Here is a 17885-nt window from a genome sequence, read left to right as displayed (position 1 = left end):
ACGGATCGCCCTCACACCCCGGCGTTCGCGTCCTGCTTCTTCTTGAGTTCGAGCGCGATGTCGATCAGCTGGTCTTCCTGACCTCCGACGAGTTTGCGGCTGCCCGCCTCGAGGAGGATCTCCGCGGCCGAGACGCCATAGCGTTCGGCGTGACCCTCGGCATGCTTGAGGAACGAGCTGTAGCAACCGGCGTAGCCCATCATCATCGCCGAGCGGTCGACGAGGCACTCCGACGGCATGGCCGGACGGACGACATCCTGTGCGGCGTCGGCGATCTTCATGAAATCGACGCCGGTGGTGATGCCGAGCTTGTCGCACACACCCACGAAGGCCTCGGTGGGTGTGTTGCCCGCGCCCGCACCGAAGCGCCGGATCGAGCCGTCGATCTGCTGCGCACCCGCACGAATCGCGTTGACCGAGTTGGCAACCGCGATGTCGAGGTTCTCATGCCCGTGGAACCCGACCTGCGCGTCGTTGCCGAGTTCGGCCACCAGGGCCTCCACCCGCACGGTCACGTCTTCGAGGACGAGGGCACCCGCGGAGTCGACGACGTAGACACACTGGCACCCGGCGTCGGCCATGATGCGGGCCTGCTCGGCGATGACCTCCGGCGGCTGGCTGTGGCTCATCATCAGGAACCCGACGGTTTCCAGGCCGAGGTCGCGGGCGAGTCCGAAGTGCTGGATGGAGACATCGGCCTCGGTGCAGTGCGTGGCGATGCGGCAGATCTGGCCGCCGTTGTCCTGCGCGGCGCGGATGTCGTCCTTGGTGCCCAGCCCGGGCAGCATCAGGAACGCGATCTTCGCGCGCTTCGCCGTTTCGGCGGCGGCTTTGATCAGCTGCTGCTCAGGGGTTTTGGAGAATCCGTAGTTGAACGACGACCCGCCCAGACCGTCACCGTGGGTCACCTCGATCACCGGCACACCGGCCTCGTCGAGTGCGCCGACGATCGCGCGCACCTCGTCCTCGGTGAACTGGTGACGTTTGTGGTGGCTGCCGTCGCGTAGCGACGAGTCCGTGATGCGGATGTCGAGGACGTCGGAGTACTTGCGCGCGTTCGCCATCAGCTTCGGGTCGCGCGGTGTCAGAACCACATTGGTGCTCATGCGGGGACTCCCAACTTGGTTTTTGCTGTTTCGTGGGCACTCACGCAGGCGGTCACGCCGGGACTCCCAACTTGGTTTTCGCGATCTCTTCGCCGACCTTCGTGGCGGCGGCGGTCATGATGTCCAGGTTCCCGGCGTAGGGCGGCAGGAAGTCGCCCGCACCTTCGACCTCGACGAAGATCGACACCCGGGCGAAGCCGCCGTTGACGACGCTCGGCGGGTCGAACTGGGGGTCCTGCAACAGTCGATAGCCCGGCACGTACGCCTGGATCTCTTTCTCCCGGCGGTGGATCGACTCGGCGATCGCATCGGTGTCGGCGTCTTCGGGGATGGCGCAGAAGATGGTGTCGCGCATGATCATCGGCGGGTCGGCCGGGTTGAGGATGATGATCGCCTTGCCGCGCTGCGCGCCGCCGATCGTCTCCACCCCCGCCGAGGTCGTCGCGGTGAACTCGTCGATGTTCGCGCGGGTTCCCGGTCCGGCCGACACCGAGGCGACCGACGCCACGATCTCGGCATACGGAACCGCCACAACCGAACTCACCGCATGCACCATCGGGATGGTCGCCTGCCCTCCGCACGTGATCATGTTGGTGTTCGGCGCGTCGAGATGCTCGCGGAGATTGGCCGGCGGTACCACCGCGGGACCGACGGCAGCCGGGGTGAGGTCGACGGCGATGATGCCCGCCTCTTCGTACTTCGGCGCGTACTCGCGGTGCACATAGGCCGAGGTCGCCTCGAAGATCAGATCCGGACGCTCCGACGACGCCAGCAGCTCGTCGGCGCCGCCGCTCATCGTGATCAGGCCATGATCGGCCGCGCGCTTCATGCCCTCGGAGGCGGCATCGATGCCGACCATCCAGCGCGGCTCGATCACATCGGAGCGCTCCAGCTTGTACATCAGGTCGGTGCCGATGTTGCCCGACCCGATGATCGCTGCGGTCAGCTTGGCTACCACGGGTTCCTCCTCATACTCGGTGAAAGTCGTTCGTGTCTAGTTGAAGTCGAGGGTGACGCGGCCCAGGCCGGCGAAGTCGGCCACGAAGTGATCGCCGGACGAGATGTCGATCGCCCGCGTCGCGGTGCCCGGTAGGATCACATCGCCCTTGCGCAGGCGCACCCCGAAGCCCTCGACCTTGCGCGCGAGCCAACTCACAGCGTTCAGCGGATGACCCAGTACCGCAGACGAATTGCCCTTGGCGACGATCTCGCCGTTGCGCGTCAGCGTCGCCTCGATGTCGCCGGTGTCGATCTCGGAGATCGGGACGCGTTGCTGACCGAGGATCCACCCACAGGACGACGCGTTGTCGGCGATCGTGTCGCAGAGCGTGATCTTCCAGTCCTTGATCCGGGAGTCGATCAACTCGATCGAGGGCACCACCCAGGCCACCGCGTCGATCACATCCTCGTTGGTGCAGCCCTCGCCCGGCAGGTCCTCGCCCAGGATGAAGCCGACCTCGACCTCGACGCGCGGGAAGCACAGCTTCTTCGCGTCGATCGGGGTGTGTTCGAAGTACTGCATGTCGTCGAGCAGATGACCGTAATCCGGCTCGTCGACGCCCATCATCTTCTGCATGGCCTCCGAGGCCAGGCCGACCTTGTGCCCGGCGACCTTCGCCCCGGCGTCGAGGCGCTTGCGGATGTTGATCAGCTGGATCTCGTAGGCGTCGACCACATCGAGGCCGGGGTGGGCGTCGGTGGGCCGGTCGATGGCGGTCGCCGACGCCTCCGCCCGCGCCAGATCGGCAGCGATCTGCTCGCGAATCCCCTGCTCAACCGCCATCGCCCTCGCCTTCCGAATGTGAACGTGTTCTAGTTTAGAACACGTTGCAGTGTCGGGGCACTCCTCGGTGCGATCGGTGAACTTTTTCGCGGCGACGCCGGGATCGACGATCACACCAGCGGCGGGGGACTACGGTCGTCGTCATGAGTTCCGAGTCCCCGAATCCCGTCTCGCCGGACGACGACGACACCGGCGAGGCCATCCTCACCTCCGTCAACGACGGAGTGGGAAGGCTGACGCTCAACAACCCCCGCCGCAAGAACGCCATCACCCTCGAGATGGCCGCGGCCATCGAGCGATTCTGTGATCGGGTCATCGACGACGACAACGTCGGCGCCGTCGTCGTGGACGCCGTCGGCTCCTACTTCTGCAGCGGCGCCGACACGAGAATCCTGGCCGCGGCGTCCGCCGATCCGGCCGCGCCGTCGTCGGTCGCGCAGCTGTCGGCCGTCTACCGCGCGTTCGTGCGGGTCGGCTCGTTGCCGGTACCGACAGTGGGGGTCGTCGTCGGCGGGGCTGTCGGCGCAGGCCTCAATCTCGCACTCGCCGTCGACCTGCTCGTCACCACGCCCGACGCCGTCCTCGACAGCGGATTCCTCGCTCGCGGGATACACCCCGGGGGCGGTCACCTCACGCTGTTGAATCGGGCGGTGGGCAGGGCGAACACCATCGCCCTCGCGGCGTGCGGCCAGTCGCTGTCCGGCGAGCAGGCCGTCGAGCGCGGCCTGGCGTACGCGGCTGCACCCCTTCCGGACATTCCGGCGATCGTCGACGGTCTGACCGGGCCCGCCGCGCGCGACCCCGAGTTGACGCGGCGTGTGATGGCCAGTGTCCGAATGGAACTCGGACCCCCGGCGGCGACGTGGGATTCGGCGATCGAGATCGAGCGCGGCACCCAGATGTGGTCGATGGCGCGCAAGGGGCAGAACTGGTCGTCCCGCGGTCCCGGCCGGTCATGAGCCGGGGCGCCGTCTCGGACGACGTCCTGCACTCCCTCCGCGACGAGGTGCGCGCCTTCCTGCGCACCGAACTCGCCGGCAGAGCCGATCCCGTCGACTGGGCGTCAGATCCCGTCGACCGTGCATCCAATCCCGTTGACCGTGCGCCCTAGTCCATACCGACACGCAGGCGGGACCGGAACTGTTGAGCCTGTTGAGGCCGTTGAATTCCTTACTCGGTGTGTCGGAAAGCCTGGCGTCGTCGCCTGAACACCCACCTTGACGAAGACGACCTGCGGCGGCCGATAGGAACCGGTGCGTTGATCAGGTCGTCCACGCCTGCCGCAGGCATCGACCTCTGGTCGCTTCGCCCCGTCGCCACCGGTCGACGTAGCGCCGACGGGATCGGACGCACAGTCAACGCGTAAAGCCGCCCAGTCGACGAAAACAGACGCCCAGTCGACGAAATCGGGCGCACAGTCGACGAGAACAGACGCCCAGTCGACGGGATCGGAAGCACCCCTGGCGTCCCATTTCTGAAACGTGTTCTAATTCAGGTAGAACACGTTCCAGCTGCGCGCACGAAGGGGACCCAATGGCCGGCTCGACCGAACCAGAACAGACCAGCACCCGATCCGAGACCCCGGCACCCGAGACGTTCGACGTCGTCGTCGTGGGAGCCGGCGGTGCGGGCCTGAGCGCGGCGATCACCGCAGCTCAGAAGGGCCTGTCGACGGTCCTGATCGAGAAGTCGCCGTACTGGGGCGGCTCGACGTCGCGGTCGGGCGGCGGGGTCTGGATCCCGAACAACTCGGTGCTGCGCCGCGACGGTGTCATCGACACACCGGACAAGGCCCGCGAGTACGTCCACGCGATCATCGGCGACCATGCCCCGGCCGATCGGATCGACGCCTACATCGACCGCGGGCCCGAGGCCCTCGACTTCCTGATGGCACACGCCCCCCTCGACCTCGAGTGGGTGAAGAACTACTCGGACTACTACCCGGAGGCACCCGGCGGCCGGCTCGCCGGACGGTCGATCGAGCCGCGCCCGTTCGACGCGCGCCGCCTCGGGGACGACCTGAAGACCCTGCACCCGCAGTACACCAAGGCACCACTGAACATGGTGGTGCTGCAGTCGGACTACCGCTGGCTCAACACCGGCCTGCGTCATTGGCGCGGTCCGCTGCGGATGGCGAAGGTCGGCAGCCGGTTCTTCTGGGCGCGCAGCCGGGGCAAGAAGCTGATCGCCATGGGCGCCGCGCTGGCCGCCGAACTCCTCATCGGCGTACGCCAGGCCGGCGTCCCGGTCCGGCTGAACACCGGCCTGGCCGACCTCATCACCGAAGACGGCCGCGTCGTCGGGGTGATCGCCGAGTCCGACGGCAAGCGCGTCGAGATCCGCGCACGCCACGGCGTGATCCTCGCCTGCGGCGGGTTCGAGCACAACGACGAGATGCGCAAGAAGTACCAGCGCGACCCGATCGGTTCCGAATGGACGACCGGCGCGCCGAGCAACACCGGCGACGGCATCAACGCCGGACTCAAGATCGGCGCCGCGGTGTCCCTGATGGACGACGCCTGGTGGGGCCCGACGATCCCGCTGCCGCGCGGTCCGTGGTTCGCGCTGTCGGAGCGGGCGGTACCCGGAACGTTCATGGTGAACACCCGCGGACAGCGCTACATGAACGAGTCCCTGCCGTATGTCGAAGCGGTGCACCAGATGTACGGCGGCCGGTTCGGTCAGGGCGAGGGTCCCGGCGAGAACGTGCCGTCGTGGCTCATCTTCGACCAGCGCTGTCGCAACCGCTACCTCTTCGCCGGCATCAACGCACGACAGCCGCTGCCCAAGAAGTGGTTCGAGTCGGGTGTCGTCGTCAAGGCCGACAGCATCGCGGCACTGGCCGAGAAGATCGGTGTGCCGGTCGACGCACTGACCGCCACCACCGAGCGGTTCAACAGTTTCGCCCGCAAGGGCGTCGACGAGGACTTCGGGCGTGGCACAAGCGGTTACGACCACTATTACGGCGACATCACCAACAAGCCCAACCCGAGCCTCGGCGAGGTCAGCAAGGGCCCGTTCTACGCGGTCAAGATGGTCCCGGGCGATCTCGGCACCAAGGGCGGGATCAATGCGGATGCGTCCGGTCGCGCTCTGCGGGCCGACGGCTCGGTCATCGAAGGTCTGTACGCGGCGGGCAACACCAGCGCCCCGGTCATGGGACACACCTACGCCGGTCCGGGCGCGACGATCGGTCCGGCCATGGTGTTCGGCTACCTCGCCGCCGCCGACATCGCCGCCAAGGCCGCCGCCCCCGCATCCACAGGAGCCTGACACGATGCCCATCGACCTCTCCGTCGCCCTCGGCGCCGAGCTGCCCGAGGTGAGCTTCGAATGGTCGGCGTCGGACGCCGCCCTCTACAACCTCGCGGTGGGTGCCGCATCGGACCCGATGGACACCACCGGACTCGAGTACGTCCACGACTCGACACCGAAGGTGCTGCCCACCTTCGCCACCGTGGCCGCCGGCTTCCACACCACCGAACCCCCGAAGGTGTCGTTCCCCGGCATCGACATCGACCTCGCGAAGGTCGTCCACGGCAGCCAGCAGGTGACGGCCTACCGGCCACTGCCGGCCGGCGGCAAGGCGACCACCCGCACCCGGATCGCCGAGATCCAGGACAAGGGTTCGGCCGCGGTGATCGTGCAGGAGTCGGTGACCGCCGACGACGACGGCCAGACACTCTGGACCTCCCGCTCGTCGATCTTCGCCAAGGGCGAGGGCGGCTTCGGCGGCGAACGCGGTTCGTCGGCGAGGGTCGACTATCCCGACCGCGCGCCGGATCATCGCCTGACCGTCGCGACGCTCCCCCAGCAGGCCCTGCTCTACCGGCTGTGCGGAGACCGCAACCCACTGCACTCCGACCCCGACTTCGCCTCTCGCGCCGGGTTTCCCCGGCCGATCCTGCACGGCCTGTGCACCTACGGCACGGTCTGCCGCGCGATCGTCGACGAGGTCCTCGGTGGCGACGTGACCGCGGTCGCCGACTATTCGGCATCGTTCGCGGGCGTGGTGTTCCCGGGCGAGACCCTCGCGGTCGAGGTCTGGGAGGACGGCTCCCGGTTGCTGGCCACCGCGACCGTCGCCGAACGCGACGGCGCGAAGGCCCTCGGCAATGTGGTCTGCGAACGTCGTCGATAGCCCCCGGGCCGCGACGGCTCGGACGCAGCCCGGCGACGCTGTCGCGTGGGGCCAGTACGCTACACACGCGGACCGTGAGGCGGCCCGCAGGTTCCATGTCGCATATCCCCGAGGAGACGCCCATGAGCGATTCGCTGACGCCCCTACTCGCCGACAACCGCAGCGCACTGGTGACCGACCTCGTCGGTGTCATCGACGCCGAGGTGGCCGACCAGTCGGGTCTGAGCGGCGCTGCTGTGAAGACCGCCTACTCCGCGGTCCAGAAGGTGAAGCCCGGTGTCGTGCGCAGCGCCACCGATCAGATGGCCGAGGACTTCCTGAAGGCGCTGGCGCCGTTCTGGGATTCGAAGCCGGCCGGTGTCGCCTTCGGCGATCACCTGACGGCCCACAGCGATGCGGCGGCCGAGGCCCTGCTGTCGGTCACCGACGAGCAGGCCGAGACGGCCAAGCCCGCACTCGCCAAGGCGTACAACTCCCTGCGCGGCAAGGGGAAGAAGTACGTGATCGCGGCACTGCCGCGTCTGGGTGCCGCCATCGAGCGGCACGCCGCCTAGAAGTCGGCGCGCGCGTCGTCGGCGGTCACACCGACATCTCGACGGAGTCGGGTCAGACCGCCGACGACGCGATGGCCACGAGAGCCACGACGACGCCGATGAGCGCGGCCAGCATCGACAGCACACGCCACACGTGGACGCGAGCGGGCGAGATCTCGGTCCCGTTCGGGGCGACGTCGGGCGATGCGGCCGGGGTCGCGACAGTGGGGGTAGCAGCGGCGGGGGTTCGTGCGATTCGGGGTGAGGCCATGACCTGTCACCACTTTCGGTTGTCCGGGGCCAACGGGGACCGGCACGGTCTCGCGTTCGCCCGGTATCGATACTGCAGTGATAAATGTGTCACAAGTTACTCGAGTAGCGTTGGCGCCCACATAGCGTGTCGCGATAACGAAATCGCAACACAGGCTCGGCGACGGCGATCGTGCCTCCGATCGAACATGTGTCGCCGCATGCAGACCCCGAAAGCGCAGGACGCCGAATGAGATTACCGTCCGCCATCCGCCTCGACGCGAAGTCTGCGTGGCTCGTCCTCGTCGCCTGTCTGTCGGTCAGCATGGTCGTGGCCGCGATGGCGGCCCTCAACACCGCCCTGCCCGACATCGCGATCGACACCGGCGCCGACGCCGGACAGATGACGTGGATCGTCGACGGGTACACCCTGGCGCTCGCGGCGCTGCTGCTCCCGGCGGGCGCGATCGGCGATCGGCTGGGTCGCCGCGAGGTCCTGATCGCCGGCCTCGTGTTGTTCGGCGTCGCCTCGCTGGTGGCGATCTGGGTCGACGGCCCGACCCAGTTGATCCTGGCCCGGTGTTTCGCCGGAGCCGCCGCGGCGCTGATCATGCCGACTACGCTGTCCCTCATCACCTCCGGGATGCCGGAAGGTCAACGAGCGGTCGGGATCAGCATCTGGTCGGCGATCGCCGGCGGCGGAGCGATCGCCGGCTTCCTGGTCACCGGCCTCCTTCTCGAGTTCTTCTCCTGGCACTCGATCTTCATCACCTTCGCCGCGGCATCGGCCGTGGCTGCCGCCCTCTGTCTGACCATCGGCACGTCGAAGGACAGCGACCCCGGTCGCTTCGACATCTTGGGAACGGTGTGTTCGGTCCTCGCCATCACCGGAGTCGTCCTCGGTCTCCTGGAGGCTCCGCATCGGGGCTGGGCGGATCCCGTCGTCCTGGTCTGCATCATCGGGGGCGTGTTGCTCGCCGCGGCTTTCGTCGTCGTGGAGCTGCGGTCGACGTCACCGCTGTTCGACGTCCGGCTACTCGGCAACCGCGCGTTCGGATCCGGGTCCCTGTCGGTCGCGGTCCAGTTCCTCGCCTCGTTCGGCATGTTCTACCTGCTGTTGCAACTGTTGCAGCTGGTGTTCGGCTACACGCCGCTGCAGTCCGCCCTCGCGCTGATGCCGTTCGTGGCCGGCGTCGGCCTCACCACGCTGTTCGCGAACTGGCTTGCCGTGCGGCTCGATTCGCTCAAGTTCGTGATCGCCGGCGGTGCGCTGCTGTCCGGTGTCGGCCTGATCCTCCTCGGTTCATTCCGGTACGAGACCTACTGGACGCTGGCCGGGGTGGTCGCGGTGATCGCCGTGGGTATCGGCCTGGCCTCGGCGCCGGCGACGACGGCCATCATGTCCAACACCCCGCTCGACAACCAGGGTGTCGGCTCGGCGGTGAACGACACGGCCCGCGAGATCGGCGCGGCGATCGGCATCGCGATCGCCGGCAGCATCGTCGCCGCGGGGTATCAGTCGAGGATCGGTGACACCGCACAATTGGCGCGTGATCAGCTGGCCGCAGCCGGTCAGCAGCGGATCGCCGCCGGTGACACCGCGGGCGGTCAGGCGATGATCGACCAGGCCGGACAGGCCGGTACCCTGATCGAGCGGTCCCTGGCGGAGGCCACCGTCGTCGTCGACCGGTTGTCGGGTCAGGCCGCCGAACTCGCCGACAAGATCGCCGAGGGCAGCCGAGAGGCCTTCTACGCCCCCTTCGAGCAGGCGTCGCTCGTGCTCGGCGGGATCATGCTCGTGAGTTCGGTGGCGCTGCTGTGGCTGACGCCGCGGCGCGTCGTCGAAGTGCCGTCGACCCTGAACGAGCCTGATCAGAACCGAGACGACACCTACGCCCGCGACTGACCCCGCCGAACCACCGCCGATCATCCGATGGCGGTGGAGGCCGGCAAGTCAGGTACTTTCGACCAAACGGTTGACTTCTGGAGGCAGCGTGTCATCATCAGCATCCCCCACGGAGCGGCCCCGGCGCGGCCGACCTCCGTCGAGCGACAAAGCAAAGAAGAAGGACCTCGACGGCAGGCGATCACGGGACCGCGAAGTGGTCGCGGCGGCGGTTCGCCTGTTCTACGAAAAGGGTTATGCGGCGACGTCGATGCAGGATGTCGCCGACGAACTGGGCCTGCTCAAAGGCAGCTTGTACTACTACATCGATACCAAGGAATCGCTTCTCCGGAAGATCTTCGAGACGTCGCACGACCAGGTGCGCACCATCGCCGAGAAGTATCGCGACTCCGATGCGCCCGCCTTCGACCGCTTCTGCGGTTTTCTCCGGGAGTGCGCGCTCTGGTACATGAACAACATCCCCCGCGCCAGTCTGTACGCGCGCGAGTGGCGCCATGCGAGTAGTGAACTGCGTTCGCTGATGGTCGATCAGCGGCGGTACTACGACCATGCGCTCCAGGATCTGATCGTCGCGGTCAGCGAGGACAGAGGACACGACGGGGTCCCCGACGCGGCGCTGATCGGCAACTTCATCAACTCGGCTGTCTCGTCGCTGCCGGACTGGTTCCATCCCGGCGGCGCGCGTACCGCCGAGGAGGTGGCCGACCTCTACGTCGAGTACGCAGCGCGATTGTTGCCCGACTGAGACGGCTGCGCCAGCGGAGACCATCGTGGGAGGTGTCTGCGGTCGGTCTGTGTCACGCCAGTGCACGAACTAGACGGGCGTCACCATGGTGCGATATTCTACCGACCGGTTGATGGAAATTAGGAGGCAGCGTGAGTGTGAACAAGGTCGTCACCTCGAGCAGTGCCGCGATCGCGGGTCTCTCCGACGGTGCAACGCTGATGGTGAGCGGCTTCGGCCCACCCGGCCAGCCGACGGAACTGATCGATGCGGTGCTCGCCAGTGGCGTCGGGGACTTGACGATCATCAACAACAACGCCGGTGCCGGCGGGCGCGCCATCTCGGATCTGTTCGAGGCCAAGCGCGTGAAGAAGGTGATCTGTTCGTTTCCCAAGGCGATCGGCTCGACCGTGTTCGACGAGATCTATCGCGCCGGCGAGATCGAACTCGAGCTCGTGCCGCAGGGCACCCTCGCGGAACGGATCCGCGCGGGCGGCGCCGGGATCAGGGGATTCTTCACGCCCACCGCCGTCGGTACCCAGCTCGCCGAGGGCAAGGAGACGAGGATCATCGACGGTGTGGAGTGCGTGCTCGAGCTACCCCTGCGTGCCGACTTCGCGCTGGTCCGAGCCGACACCGGTGATCGATACGGCAACCTCACCTACCGGAAGACGGGTCGCAATTTCGGTCCGGCGATGGCAACCGCCGCGGACGTCACCATCGCCGAGGTGAGCCGACTCGTCTCACCGGCCGACACGGATCCGGAAACCGTCGTCACGCCGGGCATATTCGTCGACAGACTCGTGGTGCTCGACCCGGAAGTCCAGTCGGATAGGAGCGATCGATGATCACCTGGACACGCGACCAGGTTGCTGCCCGGATCGCCTCGGACATCCCCGACGGCGCGTATGTGAACCTCGGGATCGGCATGCCGACGACGGTGGCCGATCACGTGCCCGCGGGTCGTGAACTGATCTTCCACACCGAGAACGGCATGCTCGGCATGGGGAGAGCGGCGAAGCCCGAGGAGGTGGACGAAGACCTGATCAACGCGGGCAAGCTCTACGTCACCGAGACCGAGGGATGCGTGTACTTCGATCACGCCGAGTCGTTCGCGATGATCCGGGGTGGCCACATCGACTATTGCGTGATCGGCGCCTATCAGGTCGGTTCGCGCGGGGACCTGGCCAACTGGCGTACCACCTCGGCCGATGTCATTCCCGGCGTCGGCGGGGCGATGGACCTCGCGGCCGGCGCACGGACGGTCTACGTGGGCATGGACCTCTTCACCCGCTCCGGCGAATGCAAACTCGTCGGCGACTGCACGTACCCCCGGACCGGTTCGGCCTGCGTCGACCGGATCTACACCGACCACGGGATCTTCGAACCGAACGGCACGGGCTTCACCGTGATCGAACTCAGCGACAGCGCCCCGTCAACGCTCGCCGAACTTCGATCTCGTTGTTCGGTACCACTTTCCGAAGCCGCCTGAACATTCGCACCCAGGAGACAAGAATGACTGACACACCAGCAGACCTCAATCGCGTCGTCGAGATGTTCGTCGCGGCCACACCGCCTGTGGGGGCACCGATCTCGGACTGGCGAGCGGGCTTCGAGTCGATGGCAGCCCAGTTCGACCTCGCCGAGGACGCGGTGGTCGAGGACGTCACCGCGAACGGCGTCCCGGGCAAGCTGATCAAGGCCCCAGGCTCTGCCGAGGACAAGCTCGTCGTGCACTTCCACAGCGGTGGATACGTGCAGGGATCGGCGCACGCCTACCGCGACTTCGCCTATCGCCTGTCCGCGGCATCGGGAGCTGTCGTCCTGGTCCCGGACTACCGGCTGGCGCCGGAGCACCTCTATCCGGCGGCGGTGGACGATGCACGTGCAGTTTATGACTGGGCGCTCGAACAGTACGGCCCGGAGAAGATCGTCATCAGCGGCGACTCCGCCGGCGGCGGCCTCGCGATGGCGCTGCTGTTGTCGATCCGCGATGCCGGACTCGCGACACCGGCTGCAGGCGTGGGTATCTCGCCGCTCCTCGACCTCGCCGGCGAGAGCCCGTCGATGCAGGACAACGCCGGCACCGATCCGCTGATCGACCAGAACATGGTCGTCGAGATGGGCAAGGTGTACATCGGCGACATCGATCCCCATGAGCACCCGTACTGTTCGCCGATCTACGGCGACAAGAAGGGTCTGCCGCCGCTGTTCCTGACGGCGAGCAACTCCGAGGTGATGCGCGACGACGCCGCGCGATTCGCCGAAGACGTGCGCAATGCGGGCGGAACGGCGCACACCGAGTTCCCGGACAACATGACCCACATCTGGACGTTCTTCCCCTTCCTGGAGCAGGCCCGGTCGAGTGTCGCGGCGGTCGGCGAGTTCATCCGAACCCATCACCGCTGATGTCGGCATCCGCTGCGCTCTCGTTCGATTCGTCGGCCGGTCTGATCACCGGCGCGGCCGGTCAGCTGGGGAGTTCCGTCGCGCGTGCGCTCGTCGACGCGGGGGCGCGCCTGACCCTGGCGGACCTCCCCGGTGAGGCCCTCGACCGCCTCCGGAAGGAGTTCGGGGACCGGGCCCACGTCGTCGAACTCGACGTCCTCGACGAGGAACGGGTCGCCGAGACCATGAAAGAAGCACAACAATTCGGGGGCGGGCGAATGGATTTCGTCTTCAGCAACGCCGGGGTCGAAGGCCCCGTGGGGCCGCTCACGGATCTCGACGTTGGTTCGCTCACCCGAACGCTCGCCGTCAACGTCGTCGGGCCGGCGATCGTGCTGAAGTACGCACTCCGGCTACTGGAACCGGGCGGGCGAGTCGTGCAGACCGGGAGCACCGCGTCGACGACGGGGGCCCCGAACCTCGCACCCTACGTCGCCTCGAAGCACGCACTCCTCGGCCTCACCCGCGTCGCGTCACGCGAGGTCGCCGATCGCGGTATCCGGGTGACGTGCCTGATGCCCGGCCCGATCGACGGACCGATGATGACCCGAATCGAGGCCGGGCGCGCCGCTGCCGAGACACCGACCGGGCCAGCGGCCTCGACGGTGCTGGACGGCGGTCGTCGTGCCCAGGTCGACGAGATCGTCCAGGCGGCGTTGTTCCTTCTCGGCGAGGAGTCGAGTTTCGTTGCGGGAGTGGGTCTCATGGTGGATGGGGGACGAAGCGCATGACGGACTCCGAATCATTGGCCGGTGAGGTCGCGTTCGTGACCGGCGCGGGCGCCGGGATCGGCGCCCAGTGTGCAGCCACCCTCGTGCGCCGTGGCGCTCGCGTCATGGTGACCGACATCGATGGCGAGGCCGCGCGGTCGGTCGCGACCGAGTTGGGTCCGGCAGCGCGTCACCGACAGGTCGACGTCGCCGATGCGGCCTCCGTCGATTCCGCTGTCGACGAGGTACTCGACACCTGGGGCGCGTTGACGGTGGCGGTCAACAATGCCGGCGTCGGAGTGCCCGTTCCACGCCGCCTCCATGAGCTCGACGAGCGCGAGTGGCGTCGCGTGCTCGATGTCAATCTCGACGGCGCTTTCCTCTGCGCCCGAGCCGAATTGCGCGCGATGCTGGGCTCGCCCGTGCGCGCGGACGGCCGACGCGGGTCCATCGTGATGATGGGTTCGGTCGGGTCCGTGGTCGGATTGCCGGGAGCCGGGAACTACGTCACCGCCAAACACGGACTGCTCGGGATGACGAAGTCCATCGCGGTCGACTACGCCCGCGACGGCATCCGCGCGAATCTGGTCGCGCCGGGTTACGTCGACACCGGGATCTCGCACCGATCCGACGACGCCAAGGCCGCACTGGCGGCCAAGCACCCGATGAACCGACTCGCCGCTGCGTCCGAGATCAGTGGCGTGGTCTGTTTCCTGGCCTCGCCGGCGGCGAGCTTCATCACCGGCGGCCTGTTCACCGCCGACGGCGGATACACCACGCAGTGATGCTGCGTCGCAAGGAGTTCACATGAGTCTTGTCACGACCGAGCACCGCGGCGATGTCGCGGTGCTGACCATCGACAATCCGCCGGTCAACGCCGGTAACAACGCGCAGCGATCCGCACTGCTCGAGGCGATCGACACCGTGGCGCGACGCCCCGTCCTCACCGGGATCGTCCTGACCACCGCTGGCCGGCACTTCTACGCGGGGTCGGACCTACGCGAGTTCGACGGCCCGCTCGGCACGCCGCACCTCCCGGCTGTCCTCGAGGCGCTGGACCGACTCGACGTCCCGATCGTCGCCGCCATCCGTGGCCTGGCGCTGGGCGGAGGCCTTGAGGTCGCCCTGGCGTGTGACGTGCGCCTCGGCGATCCCACGGCTGTGGTCGGTTTCCCCGAGGTCGGCTTCGGGCTCGTCCCCGGCGCGGGAGGCACTGTCCGATCGGCACGGTTGCTCGGCGCCGACGCCGCGGTCGATCTGGTCACGAGTGCTCGCCGCGTGGCGGCGCCGGAAGCGGTCCGGCTGGGGCTGCTCGACGAACTCGTCGAGGCGGACGAACTCGTCGACCGCGCCGTGGCGATGCTGGCAAGCGGCGTGACCAAGCGGCGCCTCGTCGACATCGCGCCGGTCGCCGCGGGTGTCGACTCGCTGGTGGACCGATTGCCGCGCCGGCATCGTCCGCATGTGGCCGTCGCTGCGCGCCTTGTCACCGACGGGATGACCCGGCCGGCGGCCGAAGCCCTGGTCGTCGAACGCGCCGCGTTCGACGAACTGCGGGTGTCGACCGAATCGAAGAGCCTCCGCTATCTGTTCTTCGCGCGGCAGGCGGCGAGTCGTGATCTGCGCCCCGTGGTCCGGGTCGGCGGCTCGGTACGCAGAGTGGGCGTGATCGGTGCGGGGACGATGGGGGCGGGTCTGGCCCGGATGTTCGCCGCGAACGGCTTCGACACCGTCGTGGTTGATCCGGACCAGACGGCGCTCGATCGGCTGGACGTACCAGCACTGACGGTCTCGCAGTCGGTGGATGCGTGCGCTGATCGTGACCTCGTCATCGAAGCCGTCTACGAGGACATGGCGGTCAAACGAGAGCTCCTCGCGAAACTCGAGGCCGTCGTCGCCGACGACGCCGTCCTGGTCACCAACACCTCCTACCTCGACCTCGACGAGATGGCCCGGTCGCTGTCGCGGCCGCAGCGGTTCGGCGGCCTGCACTTCTTCAACCCGCCGGAGAAGAACACACTGGTCGAGGTGATCCCCGGCGCTGCGACCGACGACCGGACCCGGTCGGTCCTCGGTGACATCACGGCCCGTCTGGGCAAGGTCGGCGTGCTCAGCGGCGTCGGTGACGGCTTCGTCGGCAACCGGGTGTACGCGAACTACCGGTCACAGGCCGAGTTCCTCGTCGAGGACGGCGCCGGCCCGGCCGAGGTCGACCGCGCGATGCAGGACTTCGGCATGGCCATCGGTCCGTTCGCGGTCGCCGACATGTCCGGCCTCGACATCGCTTGGGCGCGTCGTCGCCGACTGGCGGCCGACCGGGACCCCGAGGCCCGTTACGTCACGATCGCCGACCGCCTGTGCGAGCAGGGCCGCTTCGGGAAGAAGGCCGGGGCGGGGTGGTATGCCTACCCGGACGGCGGCGGCGTCGAGGACCCGTCGGTGCTCGAACTCATCGACCGGTGCCGAACGGAGGCGGGCATCACGCCGCGAACCGTGGATGCCGACGAGATCACCTCTCGAATCCTGGCGGCGATGGTCGCGGGCGCCGCGACGGTGGTCGCCGCCGGAGTCGCGCAACGTGCGTCCGACGTCGATGTCGCCCTGACCGAAGGGTTCGCGTTCCCCCGCCATCTCGGCGGGCCGGTGAAAGCCTTCAGTCGCCTGCCGGCAGATGTGCAATTGAGTTCTCTCGCAGCGGTGTACGCGTCCGACCCGGCCGGCTTCGCCGAGCTCGCCGCGGCCGCACGAGGAACCATGCCCGCCGACATCCAGAAGATCCTTACCGAGGTGGTTCAGTGATGCCGGACAACAACCATGCCGACGGCATCAGCTCGGGCGAGTCCGCCGGGAACTGGAGTGGCGGCGCGCTCGACGTCCGACACGCGTGGCCGGCCGTCACCGAGCGTGTGTACGACCTCGCGGTCCGGCTCGAACACGGGATGACCCACCACGTCGCACATCCGCCGTACTCGTACACCCTGGTCAAGAAGCACGGGCAGCACAACTACCCCGGCGGGATCTCGTCGGCCATGGAGCTGCTCAGCATCCCCGGTCACGGTGGCACCCACGTCGACGCACCGGCGCACATCTCCAAGGACGGTCTCGTCTTCGGCGGCGTCGACGTCAGCGACCATCAGAGTTGGACCGACGGCGTGTCGGCCGGCTCGGTCGAGGAGATCCCGCCTCTGGTCGGACCGGGGTTCCTCGTGGACGGCGAGGAGTTGTTCGGTCGCGAGGTGACGCACCGGGACGGATTCGGGGCCGCCGAACTGGACCGTTGGTTCGGAGATCGCGAGACGCCCGGCCCCGGTTCGGTCGTGCTCTTCCGCACCGGCCTGATGAAGTACTGGGACGACTCCGAGCGCTACCTCGGTACCGGCGTGGGAGTCCCGGGCGTCAGCCTGTCGGGTGCACGCTGGCTGACCGACCGCGGGGTCCTCGCCGTGGGATCGGATACCGCCAGCTTCGAGCACAAGCCGGAATGGACAGTCCCCGCACTCGATGTCCACGTGCATCTCTTGGTCGAGCGCGGGGTCCCGATCATGGAGTCGGTCCAGCTGGAGGAGCTGGCGGCGGACCGCGTCCACTCGGGCTTCCACTTCGTCGCCGCTCCGCTGCGGATCAAGGGCGGCACCGGTTCGCCGATCCGACCGCTCGCCTTCGTCGAACCAGGGCGGCTTGCCGCCGGCCGCAGCACCACCCAATTCAGTTCTTAGCCAAAAACGACCGTGTGAAAGAGGTCAGGAGATGGACATCTCATCCGCCGACATCAAGTTGATCCTGTCGACGTTGCAGGAATCGGGTTTCGACACCGCCGAGGTCGTGATCGGCGACGTGAAGATCGCCGTCGCACGAAACGGGCACCAGTTGCCCACCCACTCGCCGGCCCCCGGCCGACAGCTGCCGTCTGTGCAGGCTTCGCCGGCTGATGTCGCCACCGCCGCGATCGCCACGCCCGCGCCGGCCGCGGCGGCCGCGGCGCCGGCCCCCGCGGCCGCTGCGCCGACGGTCGACAGCTCGGCGACCGCATCGTCGGAGAATGCCCATGTCGTCGAATCGCCGAGTGTCGGCGTCTTCTGGCGTGCACCCTCGCCCGGCGCGGCTCCCTTCGTGGAGATCGGCCAGGAGGTCTCGGCCGGCGACACCATCGGGATCGTCGAGGTCATGAAGTTGATGAACAACGTCGCGGCCGGTGTCGACGGCGTCGTCACCGCTGTGCATGCCGACAACGCCGGGGCCGTGGAGTTCGGCACGCCCTTGGTGAGCATCGAACCGAAGGCCTGAC

General features: G+C 67.8%; 19 protein-coding genes. 15 read left to right on the top strand and 4 right to left on the bottom strand.

Going from position 1 to position 17885, the window contains the following annotated elements:
- Window positions 1–11: 11 nt before the first annotated feature.
- From dmpG to AC3B5T_RS11180, 3 genes are read right to left on the bottom strand one after another with little or no spacing between them, the layout of a single operon-like run.
- The gene (gene dmpG, locus AC3B5T_RS11190) at window positions 12–1106 is read right to left on the bottom strand and encodes a 4-hydroxy-2-oxovalerate aldolase (protein ID WP_488358687.1); all 1095 of its coding nucleotides are present in this window, start codon (window positions 1104–1106) and stop codon (window positions 12–14) included.
- Window positions 1107–1158: 52 nt separating this feature from the next.
- A complete protein-coding gene (locus AC3B5T_RS11185; RefSeq protein ID WP_055476876.1) occupies window positions 1159–2064 on the bottom strand; it encodes an acetaldehyde dehydrogenase (acetylating) in 906 nt (301 codons plus the stop codon).
- A gap of 36 nt (window positions 2065–2100) precedes the next feature.
- Window positions 2101–2889 (bottom strand): 2-keto-4-pentenoate hydratase, encoded by a 789-nt coding sequence (locus AC3B5T_RS11180; RefSeq protein ID WP_055476875.1) that lies wholly within the window; start codon window positions 2887–2889, stop codon window positions 2101–2103.
- A gap of 143 nt (window positions 2890–3032) precedes the next feature.
- On the opposite strand from AC3B5T_RS11180, the gene AC3B5T_RS11175 reads away from it, so the two are divergent.
- From AC3B5T_RS11175 to AC3B5T_RS11155, 5 genes are all read left to right on the top strand, one after another.
- Window positions 3033–3848 (top strand): enoyl-CoA hydratase-related protein, encoded by an 816-nt coding sequence (locus AC3B5T_RS11175; RefSeq protein ID WP_055476874.1) that lies wholly within the window; start codon window positions 3033–3035, stop codon window positions 3846–3848.
- Window positions 3845–4000 (top strand): hypothetical protein, encoded by a 156-nt coding sequence (locus AC3B5T_RS11170; RefSeq protein ID WP_231632804.1) that lies wholly within the window; start codon window positions 3845–3847, stop codon window positions 3998–4000. Before AC3B5T_RS11175 ends, AC3B5T_RS11170 begins: the two co-directional genes overlap by 4 nt.
- 422 nt (window positions 4001–4422) lie before the next feature.
- Window positions 4423–6162, top strand: coding sequence for a 3-oxosteroid 1-dehydrogenase (kstD, locus tag AC3B5T_RS11165; protein ID WP_055476873.1), 1740 nt, complete (start codon window positions 4423–4425; stop codon window positions 6160–6162).
- 4 nt (window positions 6163–6166) lie between these two features.
- Entirely contained in the window at window positions 6167–7030 is an 864-nt protein-coding gene (locus tag AC3B5T_RS11160; RefSeq protein ID WP_014928740.1) for a MaoC/PaaZ C-terminal domain-containing protein, read from the top strand.
- A gap of 122 nt (window positions 7031–7152) precedes the next feature.
- The gene (locus AC3B5T_RS11155; protein WP_010842144.1) at window positions 7153–7584 is read left to right on the top strand and encodes a DUF6918 family protein; all 432 of its coding nucleotides are present in this window, start codon (window positions 7153–7155) and stop codon (window positions 7582–7584) included.
- Window positions 7585–7636: 52 nt separating this feature from the next.
- Here the strand turns inward: AC3B5T_RS11155 and AC3B5T_RS11150 are convergent, their stop codons facing one another.
- On the bottom strand, window positions 7637–7834 hold the full coding sequence (locus tag AC3B5T_RS11150; RefSeq protein WP_488358686.1) for a hypothetical protein: 198 nt from the start codon (window positions 7832–7834) through the stop codon (window positions 7637–7639).
- A gap of 228 nt (window positions 7835–8062) precedes the next feature.
- On the opposite strand from AC3B5T_RS11150, the gene AC3B5T_RS11145 reads away from it, so the two are divergent.
- The 10 genes from AC3B5T_RS11145 (at window position 8063) to AC3B5T_RS11100 (ending at window position 17884) form a co-directional block, all read left to right on the top strand.
- Window positions 8063–9718, top strand: a complete 1656-nt coding sequence (locus tag AC3B5T_RS11145; RefSeq protein ID WP_488358685.1) for an MFS transporter — start codon at window positions 8063–8065, stop codon at window positions 9716–9718.
- An 88-nt stretch (window positions 9719–9806) separates the two neighbouring features.
- On the top strand, window positions 9807–10463 hold the full coding sequence (locus AC3B5T_RS11140; protein ID WP_488358684.1) for a TetR/AcrR family transcriptional regulator: 657 nt from the start codon (window positions 9807–9809) through the stop codon (window positions 10461–10463).
- Window positions 10464–10594: 131 nt separating this feature from the next.
- Window positions 10595–11290, top strand: a complete 696-nt coding sequence (locus AC3B5T_RS11135; RefSeq protein WP_488358683.1) for a 3-oxoacid CoA-transferase subunit A — start codon at window positions 10595–10597, stop codon at window positions 11288–11290.
- The gene (locus AC3B5T_RS11130) at window positions 11287–11934 is read left to right on the top strand and encodes a 3-oxoacid CoA-transferase subunit B (RefSeq protein ID WP_488358682.1); all 648 of its coding nucleotides are present in this window, start codon (window positions 11287–11289) and stop codon (window positions 11932–11934) included. The genes AC3B5T_RS11135 and AC3B5T_RS11130 overlap by 4 nt, the downstream gene beginning before the upstream one ends.
- Before the next feature lie 23 nt (window positions 11935–11957).
- Window positions 11958–12851: an alpha/beta hydrolase gene (locus AC3B5T_RS11125; protein ID WP_488358681.1), complete on the top strand. Its 894-nt coding sequence runs from the start codon at window positions 11958–11960 to the stop codon at window positions 12849–12851.
- A complete protein-coding gene (locus AC3B5T_RS11120) occupies window positions 12851–13621 on the top strand; it encodes an SDR family NAD(P)-dependent oxidoreductase (protein WP_488358680.1) in 771 nt (256 codons plus the stop codon). The genes AC3B5T_RS11125 and AC3B5T_RS11120 overlap by 1 nt, the downstream gene beginning before the upstream one ends.
- Window positions 13618–14385: an SDR family NAD(P)-dependent oxidoreductase gene (locus tag AC3B5T_RS11115; protein WP_488358679.1), complete on the top strand. Its 768-nt coding sequence runs from the start codon at window positions 13618–13620 to the stop codon at window positions 14383–14385. Before AC3B5T_RS11120 ends, AC3B5T_RS11115 begins: the two co-directional genes overlap by 4 nt.
- A gap of 22 nt (window positions 14386–14407) precedes the next feature.
- Complete coding sequence (locus AC3B5T_RS11110) at window positions 14408–16399, top strand: 3-hydroxyacyl-CoA dehydrogenase NAD-binding domain-containing protein (protein WP_488358678.1); 1992 nt, start codon at window positions 14408–14410, stop codon at window positions 16397–16399.
- On the top strand, window positions 16399–17316 hold the full coding sequence (locus AC3B5T_RS11105; RefSeq protein WP_488358677.1) for a cyclase family protein: 918 nt from the start codon (window positions 16399–16401) through the stop codon (window positions 17314–17316). Before AC3B5T_RS11110 ends, AC3B5T_RS11105 begins: the two co-directional genes overlap by 1 nt.
- Window positions 17317–17347: 31 nt before the next feature.
- Window positions 17348–17884 (top strand): acetyl-CoA carboxylase biotin carboxyl carrier protein, encoded by a 537-nt coding sequence (locus AC3B5T_RS11100; RefSeq protein ID WP_488358676.1) that lies wholly within the window; start codon window positions 17348–17350, stop codon window positions 17882–17884.
- The last annotated feature ends 1 nt before the right edge of the window (window position 17885 follow it).

This window comes from Gordonia sp. G4 (genome assembly GCF_057770005.1).
Note: the sequence above shows the minus strand (reverse complement) of the source record. Positions and strands in the feature narration are given on the sequence as shown.